A 21,639-nucleotide genomic window follows, 5' to 3' on the forward strand; every position below is an offset into this window, starting at 1 on the left:
ACGATAATTTATGGTCACCTACTTCAAAATTGTTTTTCATCCAAAGGAGCATGGGAAAATCAGAATATAAGATCTAGAGAGGAAAACGCTATAGTATGCATTTGAGCGAAATCACCCATCCCAATCAGTTGCATGGATTATCTATCCGGCAGCTACAACAGATTGCCCGTCAGATTCGGGATAAGCACCTACAAACAGTAGCAGCCACCGGAGGGCATTTGGGGCCGGGATTGGGTGTTGTAGAGTTAACTTTAGGGCTTTATCAAACACTGGATTTAGACCGCGATAAGGTAATTTGGGATGTAGGACATCAGGCATATCCCCACAAACTAATTACAGGACGTTACAGCAGTTTCCATACACTGCGGCAAAAAGACGGTATTGCTGGTTACCTCAAGCGTTGCGAAAATAAATTTGACCATTTCGGCGCAGGGCACGCTTCAACCAGTATTTCTGCTGCCTTGGGCATGGCTTTAGCGCGAGATCAAAAAGAAGAAAAATTTAAAGTTGTAGCCATTATCGGCGATGGAGCGCTGACTGGTGGTATGGCATTAGAAGCTATCAATCATGCCGGACATTTGCCCAAAACTAATTTGTTGGTTGTCCTCAACGATAATGAGATGTCCATATCTCCAAATGTTGGTGCCATTCCCCGCTACTTAAACAAAATGCGTTTGAGTGGCCCAGTGCAGTTTCTTAAGGATAACTTTGAGGAACAATTTAAACAAATTCCTTTTGTGGGTGAGTCTTTGTCTCCCGAACTAGGACGTATCAAAGAAGGAATGAAGCGTTTAGCTGTTCCGAAAGTGGGGGCAGTTTTTGAAGAACTAGGCTTTACTTATATGGGGCCTGTAGATGGACACAGTTTAGAAGAATTAATAGCCACGTTCCAACAAGCACACCAAATTCAAGGCCCAGTTTTAGTACACGTGGCAACAGTGAAGGGAAAAGGTTACGAAATTGCCGAAAAAGATCAAGTAGGCTACCATGCCCAATCTCCCTTTAACCTAACCACAGGGAAAGCTATCCCCTCTAACAAACCCAAACCCCCTGCCTACTCGAAAGTTTTTGCTCATACTTTAGTCAAACTTGCCGAACAAAACCCAAAAATCATCGGGATTACGGCAGCAATGGCAACGGGAACAGGCTTAGATAAACTGCAAGCCAAGCTGCCCAATCAATATATCGATGTGGGTATTGCCGAACAACACGCTGTGACTCTCGCTGCCGGGTTGTCAACAGAAGGTATGCGTCCCGTCGTTGCTATTTACTCCACCTTTTTGCAACGTGCCTACGACCAAATTATTCACGATGTTTGCATCCAAAACTTGCCTGTGTTTTTCTGCATGGATCGGGCGGGTATTGTTGGTGCAGATGGCCCCACCCACCAGGGTATGTATGATATCGCCTATTTACGGTGCATTCCCAATATGGTGCTGATGGCACCCAAAGACGAAGCCGAACTACAGCGCATGATAGTTACAGGCATTGATTATACCAAAGGGCCGATCGCCATGCGCTTTCCCCGTGGTAATGGCTACGGCGTTCCCTTAATGGAAGAAGGCTGGGAACCCCTAGAAATTGGCAAAGGAGAAATTCTCCGTCACGGTGATGACGTGTTAATGGTCAGCTATGGCACAATGGTAAATCCAGCCCTGCAAGCGGCAGAAGTTCTCAGCGAACATGGTATTCAAGCTACTGTGATTAATGCCCGTTTTGCCAAACCTCTGGATACTGAATTAATTTTCCCATTGGCTAGGAAAATCGGTCGCGTTGTCACCCTAGAAGAAGGCTGTGTCATGGGTGGTTTTGGTTCCGCAGTGGCAGAAGCGCTGTTAGATGCGGATATTATGGTTCCAATTAAGCGGATCGGCGTACCAGATATTCTTGTGGAACACGCAGAACCTAATGAATCTAAAGCAGAATTAGGTTTAACTAGTCCGCAAATAGCTCAAAGAGTATTAGAAGCTTTCTTTCAACAACAGTTATCTGCTGTAAGTTAGAACTCAGAACTCAGTTACGCCAGTAAAGTGCGTTATGGACATTAGTCCTAACGCACCAAAAATCTAGGATGGTGTGGAGACAAAACGCCAGAACTAGTAGAATTGCTAACGTTACTATCTAAAAAATTTAATTAAATTTCCTTCCATGAACTCTTCCACAAACCAAGTTTATCCGGTTATTTGGCATAATAACGCTGTTTCGCTCATTGACCAAACCCGCATACCTAACGAATATACATTTGTAGAAATTAGCCGCAGCGAAGATATGGCAGTGGCAATCAAAACTATGATTGTCCGAGGTGCGCCAGCTATTGGTGTTGCAGCTGCTTATGGAATTTATCTTGGGGCAACGGAAATTCACACAGACAACCGCGATGAGTTTTTGAACCACTTGGAGAACGTAGCCGAGATGCTACGTTCTACCCGCCCTACAGCAGTAAATTTATTTTGGGCAATTTCGCGGATGATGAAGATTGCCTATGAAACACTGGGCACTGTGGATGAAATCAAACAAGTCCTTTTTCAAACTGCCCAAATTATTAATGCCGAAGATTTGCAAACTTGTCAGGCGATCGGTGATAACGGCTTAAAAGTTTTACCTTCCAATCCAGAAAAGTTAACGCTGCTTACTCACTGTAATGCCGGGGCACTAGCAACTGCTGGTTATGGTACTGCTTTAGGTGTGGTGCGTTCCGCTTGGCGAGAAGGACGGTTGGCAAGGTTATTTGCTGACGAAACCCGTCCCAGACTACAAGGCGCAAAACTCACTGCTTGGGAATGTGTACAAGAAGGCATTCCTGTTACGGTAATCACTGACAACATGGCTGCCCACTGTATGAAGCGGGGTTTGATTCATGCAGTAGTAGTTGGTGCTGATAGAATTGCTGCTAACGGAGATACGGCTAACAAAATTGGAACGTATAGTTTAGCACTAGTATCGAAGGCACATAATATTCCTTTCTTTGTGGCTGCACCCCTTTCTACGATTGATTTTTCTCTATCTGATGGCGATCAAATTCCAATTGAGGAACGCGATCCCGCAGAAATTTACCAAGTTGGCGACACTATCCTGACACCATCCGGGGCAGAATTTTACAATCCAGCTTTTGATGTTACTCCGGCAGAATTTATTACAGGAATCATTACGGAGAAAGGCACATTTGCTCCTGGTGAATTAAGACGCTTGCAGGAAAAGCAAGTGGTTTAAGTAGAAAGCAAAGGGCAGTAGACACGTTCGCTTCATATGTACGTTAACTAGCAGTTATCTTCTGGGTAGCTGCTAGAAGCGCTGCCCCATCATCATCGTTATTAGGTTCAACCTGGTAACGAAAACAGAGCTTCTGGCTCTCTCAATCCTGCGACGTAGATGCGGAACTGTTACTTACAGAAGTTGCTACGCGCTTACCGTATGGTACCCGTTCGTTGTTTAGCGTAGCCCTTCCGCCAGGTTATAGATGTTCCCGCAGTTAGGGTGCAGGATTATCAGTTTACGAACAAGAACATATAGCAGGAAATAGGGAACAGCCTTGAAAGCGGCTTAACTGATATCTTGCACCTTTCTCAATAACCGTAGGGTGGGCATTGCTTAGATTTGGCTCAAAACCTTATTTTTACGATATGGGCAATGCCCACCTTACAATGTCCTTATTTGATGATTAGGCATTGTCCTAATCTATCCGGCAACTGCTATGTATGCAAATAATCACGAATTCTTAACTCTATTAATCTAATATTTGCTGTATTTATAAAAGCCTAATTTAAGTAATAATACCCCTAAGAGTTTCTCGTTGTATGAAAGTAGCATTTCAATTTACAAAACAGTAATTCCAAATAATTATTTACTTACAGAATAACTTTATCTCGGAGTCAAAATCATGTTAAACAACAAGCAAAAACTACGTCGTCAAACAACACAACAGATTGTTCAGAACTTCCAGTCTTTTGAGCAATTAACAGAGAGTGAAGCAGAAAAAGTTATCGGTGGTTTAGTGACTGAAGCTGAAGCTGTCTTTACTCAATTCAAAAGACAGCTCATTTTAGGAGATTTTGGGTTTGAAATTTCAGCAACAGCCCTCGAATTTATTGAATAAAAATTTTTAGCTTCTTACTTTGTTTCTCACCAGTGGAATTTCTTCCACTGTTTTTTATTGCGTTATTTTTGTCAGTTGTCTATCTCAATTAATATTGGTGCGATCGCTAGTAAATTTAATAGATGCTGTCAACAAATTCTCATAGAGTACATCAACTGCAAATCAGGCTATCATTATCCAATCAAGTCTAGTATTTGCTGTATTTATAAAAGCCTTTTTAAGTAATAATACCCCTAAGAGTTTCTCGTTGTATGAAAGTAGCATTTCAATTTACAAAACAGTAATTTCAAATAATTATTTACTTAGAGAATAGCTTTACCTCAGAGGCAAAATCATGTTAAACAACAAGCAAAAAGTACGCCGTCAAACAACACAACAGATTGCTCATAAATTCCACTATTTTGAGCAATTAACAGAGAGTGAAGCAGAAAAAGTTGTCGGTGGTTTAGTGACTGAAGCTGAAGCTATCTTTACTCAATTCAAGAGACAGCTCATCTTAGGAAACTTTGAGTTTGAAATTTCAGCAACAGCTCTCGAATTTATTGAATAAAAATTTTAGCTTCTTGCTTTCTTGCTCACCAGTGGAAGAAATTCCACTGTTTTTTTATTTGTTCACATCTGTCTTGAAAGGCAGAAGGGAAAGATTCACTTTCATTTCTTTGTTGTGAACTCTGCTCATGAATGTCTTGCACCAGTTTTTTGATTGCGATTTTTGTAAGGAGGAGCAACGCTTTCGGAGGAAACCTCGCTCCGGTTACCCTACGGGAACGCCTCCGGCGAACGCAGTCGCACGCCAGGTGACGCCAGTCGCTACAACGGGGGAGAACCCCCCTTACGGGAAGAAACCGGAGGCGTCTTGTGACTTCTCTCCACCCTACGGTTAAAGGAGCAAGATATCAGTTTGCGTTATTTTTGTCAGTTGACTATCTCAATTAATATTGGTGCGATCGCTAGTAAATTTAATAGATGCTGTCAACAAATTCTCCTAGAGTACATCAACTGCAAATCAGGCTATCATTATCCAATCAAGTCTAGTATTTGCTGTATTTATAAAAGCCTTTTTAAGTAATATTACTTCTAATAGTTTGTTGTTGTATGAAAGTAGCATTTCAATTTACAAAACAGTAATTTCAAATAATTATTTACTTAGAGAATAGCTTTACCTCAGAGGCAAAATCATGTTAAACAACAAGCAAAAAGTACGCCGTCAAACAACACAACAGATTGCTCAGAACTTCCAGTCTTTTGAGCAATTAACAGAGAGTGAAGCAGAAAAAGTTATCGGTGGTTTAGTGACTGAAGCTGAAGCTGTCTTTACTCAATTCAAAAGACAGCTCATCTTAGGAGACTTTGGGTTGGAAATTGCAGCAACAGCTCTCGATTTTATTGAATAAAAACTTTCAGATTCTTGCTTTATTTCTCATCAGTGGAGTTTCTTCCACTGTTTTTTATTTGTGTTGTTTTTGTCAGTTGTCTATCTCAATTAATGTTGGTGCGATCGCTAGTAAATTTAATAGGCACTAGAAAAATTTTTCGTAGAGTACATCAACCATTATCCACCAGATTTATTAGCTATCTGAGTATAAACACAAAAAAGCCAGTATAAATAATCTAACTGGCAAAAGTACATTTCAAGAGTAAAATGAATCAACAAGAGGAAAAATGTGCAGATTTTAATTCAAGGATTACAACCAAATTCCTTAATTATGGATCGAGTGAATACTTCATATTAATTCTAATTGTTGTATCCTTTTTTAAGGAAAAACTAGCATCTTGAAACTTTGGTACCCCCTTTAGCATTGATACAGTTGGATTTTTAGAAATACCAAAACCTTCTTGGGGCATACCTAAAAAGTCTCTGTTTAATTTGTAGTCTCCATTTTGATCGTCTACTACAGCGACAGCATAAGTTCCTGGCTTTAACCCGCTGAACTCCTTTTTTACAGAACTTCCTTGAATTTTAACGCAACCACTTTTTACTTCACTAGTATCACTTAAAGGAAATCCTCGTTCATCACCATGTATTCTCAGACAAATCTGCCCTTTTTGGTTACGGATTCCATCGACTACAACAGTTAATTTTATGGTAGGTTTAGAATTAGCCGTTGCCAGGTTAAAAACGGCTAGATTAGAAAGCAAAAAAAGACTAAAGAGAACTGTTTTTTTGAACATAACTATGAATTTACATTAGATATTTGCTGGTTTTTAAGAATTCAGTTCAGTTTTAATATCTGTGTTTCGCAGCCATTCCCGTGTGCGTCGCATTCCCTCTTCTAAGTCAATTTTTGGTTCATAATTTAAAATTCTTTGTGCTTTAGCAATAGAATATGCATAGGGACGTGAGAGAAAATCTACAGTTTCTGGTACAAGGTCTGGTTTTTTCCGAAAAAGTTTTTGTCCCTGTTCGCGCACTCTAATAAATAATTTGGCTTCCTCTTTTGGTAAAGACAAAGGCACAGGTAAATCTGCTATTTTAGCTAGTCGTGTAAAATACTCTTTCCAAGAAGTATTTTGTCCATCAGTAATGTTAAATATTTCTCCATATGCTTCTTTTTCGATGGCAAGAAATATGGCATCAATCAGGTTGTCAATATATACATGGTTGCTAACTCCCTGTCCATCGTTAACCAATGCAAATAATTTTTGATGCATCATATGTAGTGGTCGTACTATCCAAGGAATGCTTCTTGGCCCGTAAACATCTCCTGGTCTAATGATGATGATCTCAAAATCCGGTGGGGCATGGAGTTGTAAGAGTGCTTCTTCAGCTTCTATTTTTGTTTGGCATAGAGGATTATTCTCACCACGTAGCGGCCCGTTTTCTGTGACGCGATCGGGATAATTGAAACCGTAAACCATAGCACTGGAAATATGAGTGAAGATTTTGACACCAGCACTCTTGGCAGCTTTAGCCATGGTAACAGTTCCACCAACATTGACCTCACGAAAATGCTTAAGTGAGCCACTTTCTTGGCTAATGCCAGCTGTATGCAAAACAATGTCTACTCCCTGACAAGCTTTAGAGGCGATCGCAGGATCGGTAACGCTACCAACAATAATTTCCGCACCCAATTTTTGAGCTTTTTTGGCTTTTTCGGCAGAACGTGCCAGCCCGCAAACTTTCATTCCTCGTGCTATGGCTAGCTCGGCAGTTCGCAAACCGATAAATCCACTAATTCCTGAAATGAGAAGTGTTTGTTCAGATAAGTTCATAAAGCTTACTCTCTTTAGAAGTATTTATATAGAAATTCCACACTCTATAAAGATGCAATTATTTGATTAGCCAATTGCCAAAATTTAACTGTTGGTTGTTGCTAGCATCGACAATACAGGTAAGGACATTATCTGCAAGAATTTCTGCATTTTTCTGACTGATTGCAGGCTCAGAAAACATAAAATTTAAAAACATTTTTGACTCATAAGTTAGAACAGCAACACGCCATCCTTTAAATGCGGCAATAGAAGTAACAAAACTGATTTCTTCTAGCTCAAACAAACCATAATTTGAAGGGATATTGACTACACCTATATTGGTGACACCCACTGTTGAAACTGTCTGATGAGGGAAAGCAAGAAGAAACTCAATCAAAATCTTAGTTATCAGCGGTAAACAAAAGATGCGATCGCCTGCTATTGTTGCTTCCATTTGTTGTCTGCGATCGCGAGCCAAATCCCAAAAAGATGTATTGATTCTCAGAGTATGACATGAAATATCACCAGAAACTAACACACTCAAATGTTCATTACTAATTTCTGGTTGAAGATGATTGCGTATATTGATTGTTGACCAACAACTGACACCTAAATTTGCTTTTTTCCCACCAGTGATTTTTCTAGCTGCTGCAAACAACATCGCTGCACATAAAGCAGCATATACCGTTGTCTGATTCTGTCTACAAGCATTTACTAACTGTTTGGTTTGCTCTACGCTCAGGGTTCTGTGAACCAAACCAGTACGGCTTGCTTCAATAGGTACGACTTGTTCAAACTTTAAATTTTTTGGTCGATACCAAATCTTCTTTAATAATTGCCTGCATACGGTTAAAAATATATTCACCGCACCTCTCCATCCCTGCATCGAAGCTGGAAGAAGATTTCCGATAGGTGGCAGTGCAGGTAAAGTGGCAACTTCTATTTGTTCAAAAGATGCAATTTTTTCACAATATCTCAAAAGTTCAGAATGCAGTTGAATGCATGATAAACCATCTGCGATCGCATGATGAATTGTTGTAATTAAATAATTAATATTGCTTTGGTTTTTAACCTGAACCAGTACAACTCGCATTAAACTTGTGTGACTCTCAATTTTTTGATTGAGTTCTTCTAATGCAACTTCTTGCCACTGTTGAGGCTCGTACTTTTCCACAACACGTAAAGGAATATTGATGACTCCAGTTTCAAAGTGCAAACTACTTAACTTACCGACAATTCGACAGTTTAAACGAGGGTGATGTGACTGTAGCACCTCAAGAGCTTGTCTGAGAATTTCTTCGCTAAAAATTCCGTTAATTCGACAAATCGTGACGATATTGTATGTAGTAGCACGGCGATTCAAAATCTCCATTACTTGCTCGAAAGGAGAAAGTTTCCTGTCGTAGAGCATAAGCACATTTGTATTGAAAAAATAGGGGCTAGGAAGACTGGATTTGGTATCTACTAAATATTTTTACAGATTGCGTTGAGACGCTCGATGAGCAGTTTTCAAAGCACTTCTAGACAATGAAGCTGGTTGATGCTGAGGAATGGCAATCATTTGATCGGCAAAGATAAATTTTTGGTTTTTGCTAGCTTCAATAATACAAGCAAGAACATTATCTGCAAGGATTTCTGCGATTTCTTGACTAATTGCAGGCTCAGAAAACATGAAATTTAAAAACATTTTTGACTCATAAGTCAAAACAGCAACACACAAACCTCTAAATGCTGCATTACCAGTAACAAAACTGATTTCTTCTAGTTTAAATAAATCATAATCTGAAGAAATATTTACTCTACCTATATTAGTGACACCTATTGTTGAAAATACTTGATAAGGGAAAACAAGAAGAAACTGGATCAAAAACTTAGTTATCAGCGGTAAACAAAAGACGCGATCGCCTGCTATTGTTGCTTCCATTTGTTGTCTGCGCTCGCGAGCCAAATTCCAAAAAGATGTATTGATTCTCAGAGTATGATATGAAATATCACCAGACACTAACAAACTCAAATGTTCATTACTAATTTCTGGTTGAAGACGATTGCGTATATTGATAGGTGACCAACAACTGACACCTAAATTTGCTTTTTTACCACTAGTGATTTTTCTAGCTGTTGCAAATAACATCGCTGCGCATAAAGCAGAATGCACCGTTGTCTGATTCTGCCTACAAGCATTTACTAACTGTTTGGTTTGCTCTACGCTCAGGGTTCTGTGAACTAAACCAGTACGACGTAATTCTACAGGTAAGAATTTTTCAAACTTCAATGTTTTTGGTCGATACCAAACATCTTTGAACAAAAGTCTTGATATTGCTAAAAATATATTCACCGCGCCTTTCCATCCCTGCATCGAAGCTGGCATAAGCTTTTCGATTGGTGGCAGTGCAGGTAAAGTGGCAACTTCTATTGGTTCAAAAGACGTAATTTTTTCACAATATCTCAAAAGTTCAGAATGCAGTTGAATGCATGATAAACCATCTGCGATCGCATGATGAATTGTTGTAATTAAATAATTAATATTGCTTTGGTTTTTAATCTGAACTAGTACAACTCGCATTAAACTTTTGTGACTCTCAATTTTTTGATTGAGTTCTTCTAATGCAACTTCTTGCCACTGTTGAGGCTCGTACTTTTCCACAACACGTAAAGGAATATTGATGACTCCAGTTTCAAAGCGCAAACTACTTAACTTACCGACAATTCGACAGTTCAAACGAGGGTGACGTGACTGTAGCACCTCAAGAGCTTGTCTGAGGATTTCTTCACTAAAAATTCCGTTAATTCGACAAATTGTGACGATATTGTATGTAGTAGCACGGCGATTTAAAATCTCCATTGCTTGCTCGAAAGGAGAAAGTTTTCTGTTGTAAGGCATAAATAACTGGGTATTATTGGTATCCAAAAAAATTTTTACTGATGGTGTCTAGAGACTGGAGGAGCAACACTCAATGCTTTAGAAGCAGATGAGGATAGATGATAGTGAGCGGCACTCATTTGATCGGCAAAAGTGAAGTTTGTGTTGTTACAAGCCTTAACAATACAGGCGAGGACATTATCGGCAAGAATTTCCGCGATTTCTTGACTGATTGCAGGCTCAGAAAACATGAAATTCAAAAACATTTTTGACTCAAAAGTCAAAACAGCAACACACAAACCTCCAAATGCTGCCCATGCAGGAACAAAGCTAATTTCTTCTAGTTCAAATAAGCCATAATCTGAAGCAATGTTGACTCTACCGATATTAGTGACACCCACTGTGCCAAACATTTGACGAGGGCAAGCAAGAAGAAAATCGGTAAACAGCTTAATTAACAACGCTGAACAGAAGACGCGATCGCTTGCTATTGTTGCTTTCATTTGTTGTCTGCTGTTGCGAGCTAGATCCCAAAAAGATGTATTTGTTTTGAGGGTATGACACGAGATGTCACCAGAAACCAACACACCCAGGTGGCGATCGCTAATCTCTGGTTTGAAACGATTACGCAGGTTAATATTTGACCAACAGCTGACGCCTAAATTTGCTTTCTTGCCACCAGTGATTTTTCTGGCTGCCGCAAACAACATCGCCGCGCATAAAGCAGAATGCACCGTTGTCTGATTCTGTCTGCAAACACTTACCAACTTTTCGGTTTGCTCTATGTTCAGGGTTCTATGAACCATGCCAGAATAGCGCGATTCAATCGGTACAAATTTTTCAAACTTTAAAGTTTTTGGTCGATACCAAATCTTCTTTAATAATTGCCTGCATACGGTTAAAAATATATTCACTGCACCTCTCCATCCCTGCATCGAAGCTGGCATAAGCTTTTCTATTGATGGCAGTGCAGGTAAAGTGGCAACTTCTATTGGTTCACAAGACGTAATTTTTTGACAATATCTCAAAAGTTCAGAATGCAGTTGAATGCATGATAAGCCGTCTGCGATCGCATGATGAATTGTTGTAATTAAATAATTGAGATTTTTCTCAGTTTTGATTTGAACAAGTGCAACTCGCATTAGGCTTTTGTCGCTCTCAATTTTTTGATTGAGTTCTTCTAATGCAACTTCTTGCCACTGTTGAGGAGCGTACTTTTCCACAACACGTAAAGGAATATTGATGACTCCAGTTTCAAAGCGCAAACTACTTAACTTACCGACAATTCGACAGTTCAGACGAGGGTGACGTGACTGTAGCACTTCAAGAGCTTGTCTGAGGATTTCTTCACTAAAAATTCCCTGAATTCGACAAGTTGTAACTATGTTGTACGCGCTAGCACGACGATTAACTACTTCTATAACTTGCTCTAAAGGAGAAAGTTTTCTGTCATATAACATAATAAAGATGTTTTGTATGTCATGGTTTGTATCCAATCGTAGGGGAGCCAGTCGCTTGCGGGGGTTCTCCCCGTTGTGCGAACTGGCGTTGGGCATTGCCCGTCAAAGTTAATGTGGTAAGTATTTGAGATATAGGTGAACAATGCCCACCTGACACAAAACTGCAAATTTAGCGATCGCCAAATTTTGCTTTTAGAGAAGCAAAATGTTTACCACCAAGTTCAATTTGTCCTTCTGCGCACCCAGCCTTTAATCTTTCTACTAGATATTCCAAATCACGAGCGATGAAATTTGTACCATGATCTGGTTCGATTAAACTTACTAGGGCTGTATTTTCTACTTGCTGATTCGTTAAGCTAGAAATACCCAAAAAATTGAATACTCCTGATTCATAAGTTCCACAAGGAACTGATGGATTTGTTACGCCAACATAATATTCATTTGGTTTAAACCATTCTAATGCTGGGTAACCATGAAAATGAACAATTGGGGCACCATTTTTAATAAGTTCTGGTGCATATAAAGCAGCAGACAAACTAATAGCAAGCATTACGTAGATGTCATAGGAAGGTTTGATATCTGCTAGCTCTGGATTAATATTTTGTGGTAATTGAAGAATTAAATTTTCTTTCAAACCAATACGAATAACATCACTTTCCAGCTTTAAATCTGTTTTGTTCGAGCCGGAGCGAGAGCTAACAAGCCAGATATCTGGTATTTGCTTAAATAGATATTCTCCATTGACCTTGGTTTTGATATAAAACCGACCTTTTTCATTTTGACGGAGTTCATCGTGATTAAATCCCGTCACAGGTAATAGACTTTGCCACTCATTTTCAGTTATTTCTGGCTCACCAATATATTGTGGAGGTTCAGCATAAGCAACAAAACCATAAGATACACCTGTCCTGCCATTAACTATGACATTCACTATATCTCTATGAGATTTTCTTTTGATAACTTCATAAAGCTTAAAGCCTGGAGGAAATAGACCTGTTGGTGCCAATTCATTACCTAATTTCACTAATTTTGTAGCATAGCTAGATTCATGAGGATCATACTGTCCTAGCTCAAATCGACTTAGTAAAAGAGGATATATTGGTACAAAAATTTTAGGAATTAGTGAGTTAGCAACAAAGTGTTCTATCTCATTTCTAGGAAAAACAGAATCTGAAAGATTCATATTTAAAATAGAAATTTTTTCTTCAGACACTCCAATCACCATTTCTGAGAATGTTCTGATTAAAGTGTTTAAACCAATTTTTATTTTTTGTTGATAAGGAAGTAAAGGATTGACAAATTCCTGATCTATTTGTGTAAGGGTGATTACCTGAGTATTAGTAGGGTCTTCAATGTATTTAGCTGTGTGGTCTTCAGCCCAACTACTCAATTTAGCTATTCTAGAAACAGAAATTTCTCGGTTCTTCAAAAGTAAATGCGAATAAATTTGATATAAATTTTCTGCTACACATATACCCAACTTTCTTAACAAAAACGGAGTATTCTCAACATCAATAACTGCATCAACTTCTGATTTTACATTCTTGGTTTTGAAGCTTTTTTTCCAGTTTGTTTTGGGAATCTTAAACAAATAGCTAAACTCTGTTGTTGCTTCTTCCCAAGGTAAAACTTTTACTCCATAATCCCTAAATTTAGTTGCTAATTCTTCTCTAAATTTAATAATTTCTGTGCGATTGTAGCCTTTAGGTAAAGGTCTAAATGTAACTGTTAGCTTTTGAGCCATCACTTTAGGATCAACAACTGGTGGCTGATATTCCACATTTGATTGTTTTACAAATCCCCCAATTAAACGACCAATAGTTTGCAGGCTTAGTCCGATGTTCAAAGGAATGGAAGCTGCTTTAGCTGCAACATCTTGTTCGCGTAAAAACGCCAAAATTTCTGCTTTATAAGTAGTTAGTTCTGCCTGTATTTCTGGTGTAATTACCCCCTTAGGAGAACGAAGATTAAGTTTGTTATTATCCACCCACAATTGAACACCTTTTTGAGTAAGATTTTCCAAAAGTTCAGATGCATTCATAGTTTCATTATCTCTGGTTTAAGAATAGGAACTAATAACCTCGTAACCTCGTGACCAGGTTGAACCTGATCACGATAACTAGAGCAATCTGGCTCTTTCAATCAAATAGTGCAAGATATCAGGTGATCAAAATATTTTGTAGCTTCTTCAAAACTCAAAAGTCTCTGAGTTTGAATCTGCAAAATCTTCTGCTAAACGCTGGCTCAATGCTTCAATTGTGGGGTAATGCCACAACAGAATCAAAGACAACTTACATCCAAGTAATTTCTCTGCTCTACTGGCAAGAACCATACCCTGCGCTGAATCCAAGCCATAACTGTCTAAAGGTTCTCGAATATCTATTTCATCAGCTGCAACTCCTAGCATCTCAGAAATATTAGAAACTAGCCAGGCTTGTATTTCTTCTGCAGTATATGACTGTTTTGAAGTTGAATTAACAATAGATTGGCTCATTTGAAAACCTCTAAAGTAAAAGAGTTGACCTACCAAGCTAATGAACAAAACTGATTTGAACAAATTTTCTACCTGGGGAACTAGCTGTTTAGCTGGTTTATAAATTTTTGAGTCTTTGACAAGTCTGCTTATGAAGCCTGTTGTTTTTCATGTTTTGCCTAAAGGCAGTAATAAACACACCAATTAAACGGCTGTTAGGTGCATATAAGCGTATGAAAATCTAGCACTTTCGGGAATCAAGCAAAATATTCTATCACCTGGTTCAAGTTTTCCTGATGACATTAATTCCTCTAACATAATAAAAATGGAGGCAGAGCCTGTATTACCCTTGTAGGTTAGGTTAGTAAACCATTTATCAAACGGAATCTCAAATCCAATTCCCACTAATTCATCATGGAGTGGCAACTTAAAGTGTTCTGATGAATAATGAGGTAAATACCAAGTGATATGATCTGGTTTTAAATGATATTTGTCTCGAACTTGTGCAAAGCCTTTTTGAATTCCATAGGAAACTACATTTTCTCCTAGCAGTTTTGCATCTTGTTTTAAGGCAATATAATTTTCTTTCCAAACTTCATCTGGATTTTCAACATCCCGCAAGCCTTGTAAAGAACCATCAGATCTCTTCACGGCTCCTGCATACATACAAGTCTCTAGTTCATTGGCAAAAGAGACGATATCAACCCAATCTACTCTAAGTGAAATACCATTTTGACGAGGTGTATCCGTTATCAGCACTGCTGCGGCAGCATCGGAAAGCATCCACCTCAAAAAATCCTTCTCAAAAGCTATAATTGGTTTTGCTTCCAAATCCTGAATTTTAGCTTCTATTTCGGGCTGAAAGAACTTCGCTCTGAATTGATTTGATACAAGTTCTGAACCTGTAGTTACAGCATTTTTGGTTAATCCGGAATACACGCTCATGTATCCATATTTAAATGCAGTCATTCCTGAGCAGCAGACTCCACTTGTGGATACAACCTCACAAGGAGGACACTTAATTTCTCCATGCACCATGAGAGCATGATTAGGAACAATTTGATCCGGAGAAGATGTTCCACAAACTAAACATTCTATTTCCTCTAATGGAAAATTAGAGTTTTTGGAAAGAGTACGTACTGCCTCAGCAGTTAATTGTGCATTAGTATGAGTTTGCTTACCTGTTTGCGGAGCTATTGCATAATATCGAGATTTTATACCGTTATTTTTTAGGATTCTATTTTTACATCGAGAAGGTTTGCCATTAATTAACCCCAAAACATTTTCCATTTCCTCATTATTGACTGGTTCATTAGGTAGAAAAACTCCTAGACCTGTAATGTATGCTGAAGCCATAATTTTCTCCTAACAATTTAGCAAAACATCAAGTTAGTAAACGTGCTCACTTTAAAGGATGAGTTATTGTTGACTTCTCGCCCACACCAGATGGAGCTTTTAAAAGCTCAACATAAGACGCTATTTTTTTATGAATCAGCGGAGCAAAGAGCAATTGAACGGCAGTAGAAACGATAAGAACAATGGGAATAGCAAATACAAGCTGAACCGCAAAGATGCAAATTATCGGTATTCTGCTCCAGCTTCCCTGTTTACCGAAAAAACGAGCTATCTTGGCCCAAGGACGGTATACCACCCACCCAATTACTTCCGGAATCACATAGCGTTGATTAACTTCAACAGCGCCAAGTCCTTTAAGCATCGGCTGAGGAGAAGAATTACTTAACGCCGCGAGATTATTTGCTAACCGCTTACCAAATCTTGACAGTGCACTAATATCTTCATCTCTAACTCCTGCAGCAGGTAAGAATCCCAAAAATCTATTTTTTTTCCCTGTCAACAGTAACCGCGGAGTGGTAACAAAGGTAGCCAAAGGTGATCCTTGGTGAGTTAAAACCACATTGTCAATATGAATTCCTCCGACCTCAGCAATCATTTTCTTGATAGTTTCTGAGGCAGAGTGCCACATATTTCGACACACCACTAAAGTGATGACTTTCGTACCTTTAAGGACTTTTGCATACTTGGATTTGAAAAAGCCCTGAATTGGTAAAGATGGTGCTAAAAACCAAACTTGATAGCCTATGATAACTAGGTCAAATTTTTCATCTCCACTAAATTTTGGTGGATAAATTTCCGGAGGCTCCTGGTTTACACATTCTGGAAAAACATCAAAAAACTTATACAAGCTCCAAGGAGAAGGATAATCAACTTTTGGTTTAATACACTCCCAGTTAAGCTCAACTTCTGGTGTGTTGAGATATCTGGTAAAAGATTCAGCGGCGCGAGTCACATCCCCTGACTGTGAGTAATAAACTACCAGTACACGTTTCATAACTGCAGGTGGGAAAGTGGTTAGGAAAAGGTATTATATGGATGTCAGTAAAATGCGTCAGCTTTATTACGGTTGATATTGAATGTAGTCGGCTGGCATTTGTAATCCTTGAATTTTTAAACTTTGTACTCGGTATAAAAATGCCGCTCCTCTCATAATGTGGTTAGCAACATCAACCACTTTTCGATTATTTGGTTCTGCTAAATAAGAGCCTCTTACCCAATCATTAAAGCTACCCATTGCCGGGCCACACCAAATTTGATAATCAGTTTCCCGTCCTTTTTCCCCAGAGTTAGACCAGCGCGATGACAATCCGAGATACCAGCGGAAAATTAGAGCCATCTTCAGTTTAGGATGATTGGCAGCTTTAGCTAATTTATCTGGGTTTCTTTGAGATAAATAGGCAGCGGTATCCTCCCAAATTGCTTCCAGACTCTTTCTAAAAATTTGTTTTTCTAATTTCTCCCTTTCTGCTAGCGGAATGTCTTCAATAGAGTCATAAGTTTTGTATAAATCAGACAGTTTTTGCGCTCGCAGAGGGAAGAAAGTTCCTCTTTTTAGAACTTGAAGTTTTACACCCATTTCAAACATATCTGCTGCTGGAGCCATCATCACGTCTGCCATATCGGCTTGAGCCAATAGTTGTTTTGTATGCTCAGAAGTTCCGGCTTCAATACAAGACTGGTTAATAGAGCCAGTGACAACATAGGCAGCGCCCATCATAAAGGCAGCTAATGCTGATTGAGGAGTTGCAATTCCTCCTGCTACTCCAACTCGCACAGGTTTTTCATAAGCATATTGTCTTTGAATTTCATCTCTCAGTTCCAAGATGGAAGGAAAGAGGCAAACTAGAGGACGATTATCTGTATGACCACCAGAGTCTGCTTCGACGGTAATATCATCCGCCATTGGAACTTGTTCAGCTAGTTTTGCTTGTAACTCACTGATTAAACCTTGTGCAACTAACTGCTTAATAATTTTTGTAGGAGCAGGCTGAAGAAATTTAGTTGCAACTTCTCTTCTAGAAATTTTAGCAATGACCTTATTTTTGATTTCGATTTTATGAGCTGGATTTAAACTCAAACCAGCGCATCGGTAGTAGACTATGTTGTCAGTTAAATCTAGGAAAGCAGAAGCTTCTACTGTTCTAACACCATATTTGAGATACAAATCAACAACACCGCGTTCAATAGCAGGTTCACTAGGGTTGTGGAGTAAATTAAAAATGTAAGGCCCTTCTGGTAAGGCTTGTTGAATGCGGTTAATAGCTGCTTCTATACGAGAAATAGATAAGCCTCCAGCACCAAACGAACTCAGTATTTTCTCTTTGCCAAGAGCAATGACTAGTTCTTCAGAAGCAATTCCTTGAGCCATCGCGCCAGTGGCATAGGCATATTTCACATTATGAAAATCTAAGAAAGTTGGATCGCCTAACTGTTGAATCGCCAAGGGTGGAACAGTAATAAGCATTTCCACTTTTCCCGTTTGTCCATGATTGGAATTGGATAAGTAACCTTCGTTAGTTACACCGATTTCATCTTCAAACCTAATAATGTAACAAGGTTTATTTAAATTCAGTAGTTTAGTTTTTATGCCTTCTTTGTCAAAAGCAACAGAATCTAAAGAACCCTGCCAGACTTGATTGTGATTAGAAAAAACATCTGAAAATTTTAGCTCGTTTGAATTCTGACGCAATATAGTGTCTACAAGTTTCACGTTGTTATCCCCCTAATTTCTAAGAATAGGAAGTGAAAGATTTTGCTTTCGTCTTGCACTCCTCACAAAAGTCTGGAGGCGGCAACCCACCAACCTAGTGAGGAGAACTAGAGTAAGAGTGTTATCTCAATCGCATAGTGGATATTTTCAGGAAATCGCGATTATTATTTTTCATTCCCTGAATTGGAGGATCTTTTTTCAAAAATATGCTGTAAACAATTTAATTGAAGCTGAATGATTGCACTGATTTGATACAGCGATTCTTGCCTAGCTTGCAAAAAATCATGATGAGTTCTAGTAGCGTGGGAGCTATTTTCACTCAGCTTTTGATATAGAGCATCACGTAAGTTTAGCATTTGAGTTTCATGAATCAAGTTATCATTTTTTGAACTATGATTAGGAAGGATTTGAAACTCTCCATTTTGCGTAGTCAATTCGTAATTTTGTGGTTTTCCTACAGATTCAAACTTTTTTACAGCACTTTGAAGAAAAGAAGAGTTAGTGTATTCAAATCCCTTCAAATCAACTAATGTATCTGGTTGTTTATTAGTACTATTAATCAGAGAATCAGAAGTTGTAGATGGGAAAATTTCCTGGTCTTCTTCATGTAAGAGTGTGAAGTTAAATTTGCTTTCACACAAAGTTATAGTTTTAACTCTTGACTCATCTTTTCTGGAAATGTCTTGAACTTGAGAATACAGTGATGACAAATCCATGTTTACGCGATGACTGACGAGCTTTGCCAACGCTCGAATAATAGAAATATATTCGTCTATCCCTCTTTTATTGAGAGAAATTGCGATGTGTTCTTTTTGCTTGAGGGTTCCGCTAATCCATCTCGAACAGTTACCACCAGCACCTACTTCGATAAATATTTTGGCACCATCTTCCCAGACGCGGTTAATTAACCGAGGAAAATCAAGCTGTTGAACAAGAACTTTGGCAATACTGTGACCGATAGAATTACTGTCGAGGGTAATGGGTTTGTATTCTGCTGCGGAATAAAAAACAGTATTTGGTACGTTTTGGACAGGTAAGGTATTTATTTTAACGAGTTCATCGTACTCAGAACGTATTGCCTCGCAATGAATGACATGATTGAAAGGAGCACGAAAAGCATCGCAATTTAGAGTTTCAATTACTCTCTGACAGGCTTGGATATCGCCAGCGATCGCCACTTCTTGTGGAGTATTAATGAGAATCAAGTAAACGTGGTTTTCATGTTTGAGAGCCTCTTGAACAAGGGATACCGGACACATGAGAATGTAGGTACTCCAAAACTCCGAGCTTTCTCCATCCTGGATTTGGGGCAATTCCCAAAACCTACGAACTGCATTTTTAGGCCCCGATAACTCTGTTTTAAATAGAGTAGAAGAGTTCAAGCTTTGACTGCCTTCATGAAAATGAGTCCAAACGCCCTGAGCAAGCATCATGCTAGTTTCGCCCAAGCTATACCCCAATGCACAATCAGGCTGCAGTTGGAAGTAATTCCTCAGTATTGCACTCAACAATCCGGCAACACCCATTTCAGATTCGAGCATTGCAACTGGATCGTCTATTAATCGCTGTTCTAGGGCTTCCAATTGCCTTTTTGATAATTTGTTCAGGCTGCGGGGATAAAGGATTTTCTCTATATTGGCGACACGACTGTAAACGCTTTTGATAATTGGATCGTCGTGAATTTTGGGAAACAAGCGAAAGAGGTTACGGGCAATTCCAATATAAGAACTGTAAGCACCAGGGTAAACAAATGCAACAGTACCTTTTTTACCCAGTGGTTTGGACGTAAAATAACTACCTACAGGAGTTTGCCAGTCTTTACCTGTATCAAAAGCATCGGCAACACCCTTGAGAGCACGCTGAATTTCTCGCGTCAATTCATCGTGGTTGCGTCCAACAATTACCACTGTGTAAGCAGCATTTTGACGCTGTTGAAAGCCTGCAAAGGTAAGGCTTGCGGCAGTGGATAGGGAAGGGGAAATTGCGATTGTTTGTTCTAAAGCGTGGATCTGCTCTAATAAGGTTGGGCAATCATCACCAGCAAGTGGGAAAAGATAGAAAGGCGTTTGCTCTAAATATCTACTGCTGCGTTCTTTTTGAGTTGCCTCCTCTGACAAAATTAAATGCGCGTAGCTACCATCCATCTCCATACTATTTATGGCAGCGATTCTTTTAGTAGCTCCTTGTTCTAAAAACCACGGTTTTGATTCGGTAGCTACATAAAAAGGGGTATTCTGCCACAGTTCGGGCATTTTGGGAGCAGTCCACTGGGGTACACCGGGGATGTAGCGATGATACAAGCAGAGCGCAGTTTTAATTAAACTGACAATTCCTGATGCAGTGTAGGTATGACCAATATTGGCTTTAACACTGCCAAGGGCACAAGTCAGCTTGGGTTCGCAAGTTCGATAAGCCTGGAGCAAACCTTTAATTTCTGATTCATCTTGCTGGGGAACTCCACTGCCGAAAACTTCTAAATAGCCGATGTCTGTGGGCTTGATACCTGCTGAGTCAAAAGCTTGATGGCAAACTTGCGTTACTGCTGCCTCCTCAGGGAGTGTGTTGGAGGTGGAATCTTGTTTTAAGATATTGAGGGCGTCAATCACCCCATAAATGCGATCGCTATCTTTTTGTGCCGTTTCGTGGAGCTTTAACACCACCGCAGCTGCACCTTCACCTACCATCCAGCCATTAGCATCGCGATCGTAGCTGAGAGTATTAACGCCGGTGTTGACTTTTGCCATTTGATTTCGTGCTAAAACACTAGCACTGCTCCCAGCAAGCTCGACAGCACCGACAACAACAGCATCTACTTCTTTAATAGAAAGTAGCTTTTGTGCCACTTCTAAAGCTTTGAAGACAGAATTTTGTTCGGCAGTAAGTGTGAATGAAGGGCCAGCAAAATTCCATAAATTGGAAATACTACATAAATTGGCAATACTGTCTTTCGCTTCTTGTTTAATCAGACGAACAGAAAGTTTTGCTGACACAACAATCACAACTCCGACTCTGCTCCCTCGGTTGAGTTTTGCATCTTTCAGGGCGCGATCGGCTACCTTGAGCATCAACAATTCTTGAGGATTTAATTTGTCTGTCGTCTCAGGTGCTAATTGAAAATCTGAAAAATCTATTTCAAAATCTTTTATGTATGCACCTTGGGGTGTATTGCTGCTTTCAAAGCCATAGTTTTTTAGCAAATACTCTTGCTTTTCTACTGCTTGCCATCGTTGGGGAGGAACATCTATAAAGTGTTGGGTTCCTTCATAAACACTGCGCTCAAAAGCATCTAATCCCTTGCAGCCTCCCAAAAAGCAATCCATACCAACAATTGCTATCTTGGGATTTTTGCCTTGTTCACTTATACCCATTACTTAATCTCCTCGTACCAACGCATATTTTGAGAAACTCGTGCCTACTCCTGAAAGGAGTGGGGGGAGGGGGAGTGGGAGCTAGAAAATTAAAAATGCAATCGAGCAAAATTTTTACTTTTTAATT

General features: G+C 39.3%; 16 protein-coding genes. 5 read left to right on the forward strand and 11 right to left on the reverse strand.

Translation table 11 applies throughout. The features are described from left to right. Positions 1 to 95 precede the first annotated feature (95 nt). From dxs to UYC_RS0102780, 5 genes are all read left to right on the forward strand, one after another. Positions 96 to 2,003 (forward strand): 1-deoxy-D-xylulose-5-phosphate synthase, encoded by a 1,908-nt coding sequence (dxs, locus tag UYC_RS0102760; RefSeq protein ID WP_016873112.1) that lies wholly within the window; start codon positions 96 to 98, stop codon positions 2,001 to 2,003. A 145-nt stretch (positions 2,004 to 2,148) separates the two neighbouring features. Then, positions 2,149 to 3,210, forward strand: coding sequence for an S-methyl-5-thioribose-1-phosphate isomerase (gene mtnA / locus UYC_RS0102765; RefSeq protein WP_016873113.1), 1,062 nt, complete (start codon positions 2,149 to 2,151; stop codon positions 3,208 to 3,210). Positions 3,211 to 3,877: 667 nt separating this feature from the next. Beyond that, entirely contained in the window at positions 3,878 to 4,093 is a 216-nt protein-coding gene (locus tag UYC_RS0102770) for a hypothetical protein (RefSeq protein WP_016873114.1), read from the forward strand. A gap of 334 nt (positions 4,094 to 4,427) precedes the next feature. Continuing rightward, positions 4,428 to 4,643, forward strand: coding sequence for a hypothetical protein (locus tag UYC_RS0102775; protein WP_016873115.1), 216 nt, complete (start codon positions 4,428 to 4,430; stop codon positions 4,641 to 4,643). 628 nt (positions 4,644 to 5,271) lie between these two features. Continuing rightward, a complete protein-coding gene (locus UYC_RS0102780; protein ID WP_016873116.1) occupies positions 5,272 to 5,487 on the forward strand; it encodes a hypothetical protein in 216 nt (71 codons plus the stop codon). 310 nt (positions 5,488 to 5,797) lie between these two features. On the opposite strand, the gene UYC_RS0102785 is transcribed toward UYC_RS0102780, so the two are convergent. From UYC_RS0102785 to UYC_RS0102835, 11 genes are all read right to left on the reverse strand, one after another. Continuing rightward, on the reverse strand, positions 5,798 to 6,265 hold the full coding sequence (locus UYC_RS0102785; protein ID WP_016873117.1) for a DUF2141 domain-containing protein: 468 nt from the start codon (positions 6,263 to 6,265) through the stop codon (positions 5,798 to 5,800). 33 nt (positions 6,266 to 6,298) lie between these two features. Beyond that, complete coding sequence (locus UYC_RS0102790) at positions 6,299 to 7,306, reverse strand: NAD-dependent epimerase/dehydratase family protein (RefSeq protein ID WP_016873118.1); 1,008 nt, start codon at positions 7,304 to 7,306, stop codon at positions 6,299 to 6,301. Between the two features lie 58 nt (positions 7,307 to 7,364). Further along, on the reverse strand, positions 7,365 to 8,696 hold the full coding sequence (locus tag UYC_RS0102795) for a phthiocerol/phthiodiolone dimycocerosyl transferase family protein (RefSeq protein WP_071588416.1): 1,332 nt from the start codon (positions 8,694 to 8,696) through the stop codon (positions 7,365 to 7,367). A 63-nt stretch (positions 8,697 to 8,759) separates the two neighbouring features. Further along, positions 8,760 to 10,166, reverse strand: a complete 1,407-nt coding sequence (locus UYC_RS0102800; RefSeq protein ID WP_016873120.1) for a phthiocerol/phthiodiolone dimycocerosyl transferase family protein — start codon at positions 10,164 to 10,166, stop codon at positions 8,760 to 8,762. A 35-nt stretch (positions 10,167 to 10,201) separates the two neighbouring features. Beyond that, positions 10,202 to 11,605: a phthiocerol/phthiodiolone dimycocerosyl transferase family protein gene (locus UYC_RS0102805; RefSeq protein WP_016879231.1), complete on the reverse strand. Its 1,404-nt coding sequence runs from the start codon at positions 11,603 to 11,605 to the stop codon at positions 10,202 to 10,204. A gap of 169 nt (positions 11,606 to 11,774) precedes the next feature. Continuing rightward, complete coding sequence (locus UYC_RS0102810) at positions 11,775 to 13,646, reverse strand: TubC N-terminal docking domain-related protein (protein ID WP_016873122.1); 1,872 nt, start codon at positions 13,644 to 13,646, stop codon at positions 11,775 to 11,777. Positions 13,647 to 13,793: 147 nt separating this feature from the next. After that, the gene (locus UYC_RS0102815; protein WP_026087337.1) at positions 13,794 to 14,099 is read right to left on the reverse strand and encodes a phosphopantetheine-binding protein; all 306 of its coding nucleotides are present in this window, start codon (positions 14,097 to 14,099) and stop codon (positions 13,794 to 13,796) included. A 183-nt stretch (positions 14,100 to 14,282) separates the two neighbouring features. Further along, a complete protein-coding gene (locus tag UYC_RS0102820) occupies positions 14,283 to 15,434 on the reverse strand; it encodes a beta-ketoacyl-ACP synthase III (protein WP_016873124.1) in 1,152 nt (383 codons plus the stop codon). Between the two features lie 46 nt (positions 15,435 to 15,480). Continuing rightward, entirely contained in the window at positions 15,481 to 16,428 is a 948-nt protein-coding gene (locus UYC_RS0102825) for a hypothetical protein (RefSeq protein ID WP_016873125.1), read from the reverse strand. 66 nt (positions 16,429 to 16,494) lie between these two features. Continuing rightward, positions 16,495 to 18,144 carry a PfaD family polyunsaturated fatty acid/polyketide biosynthesis protein gene (locus UYC_RS0102830; protein WP_016873126.1) on the reverse strand — a complete coding sequence of 550 codons (1,650 nt, stop codon included), beginning with the start codon at positions 18,142 to 18,144 and terminating at the stop codon, positions 16,495 to 16,497. 164 nt (positions 18,145 to 18,308) lie between these two features. Further along, on the reverse strand, positions 18,309 to 21,512 hold the full coding sequence (locus UYC_RS0102835) for a PfaB family protein (RefSeq protein WP_016873127.1): 3,204 nt from the start codon (positions 21,510 to 21,512) through the stop codon (positions 18,309 to 18,311). Positions 21,513 to 21,639: the final 127 nt, after the last annotated feature.

The organism is Chlorogloeopsis fritschii PCC 6912 (genome assembly GCF_000317285.1).
GTDB classification, from domain to species: domain Bacteria; phylum Cyanobacteriota; class Cyanobacteriia; order Cyanobacteriales; family Nostocaceae; genus Chlorogloeopsis; species Chlorogloeopsis fritschii.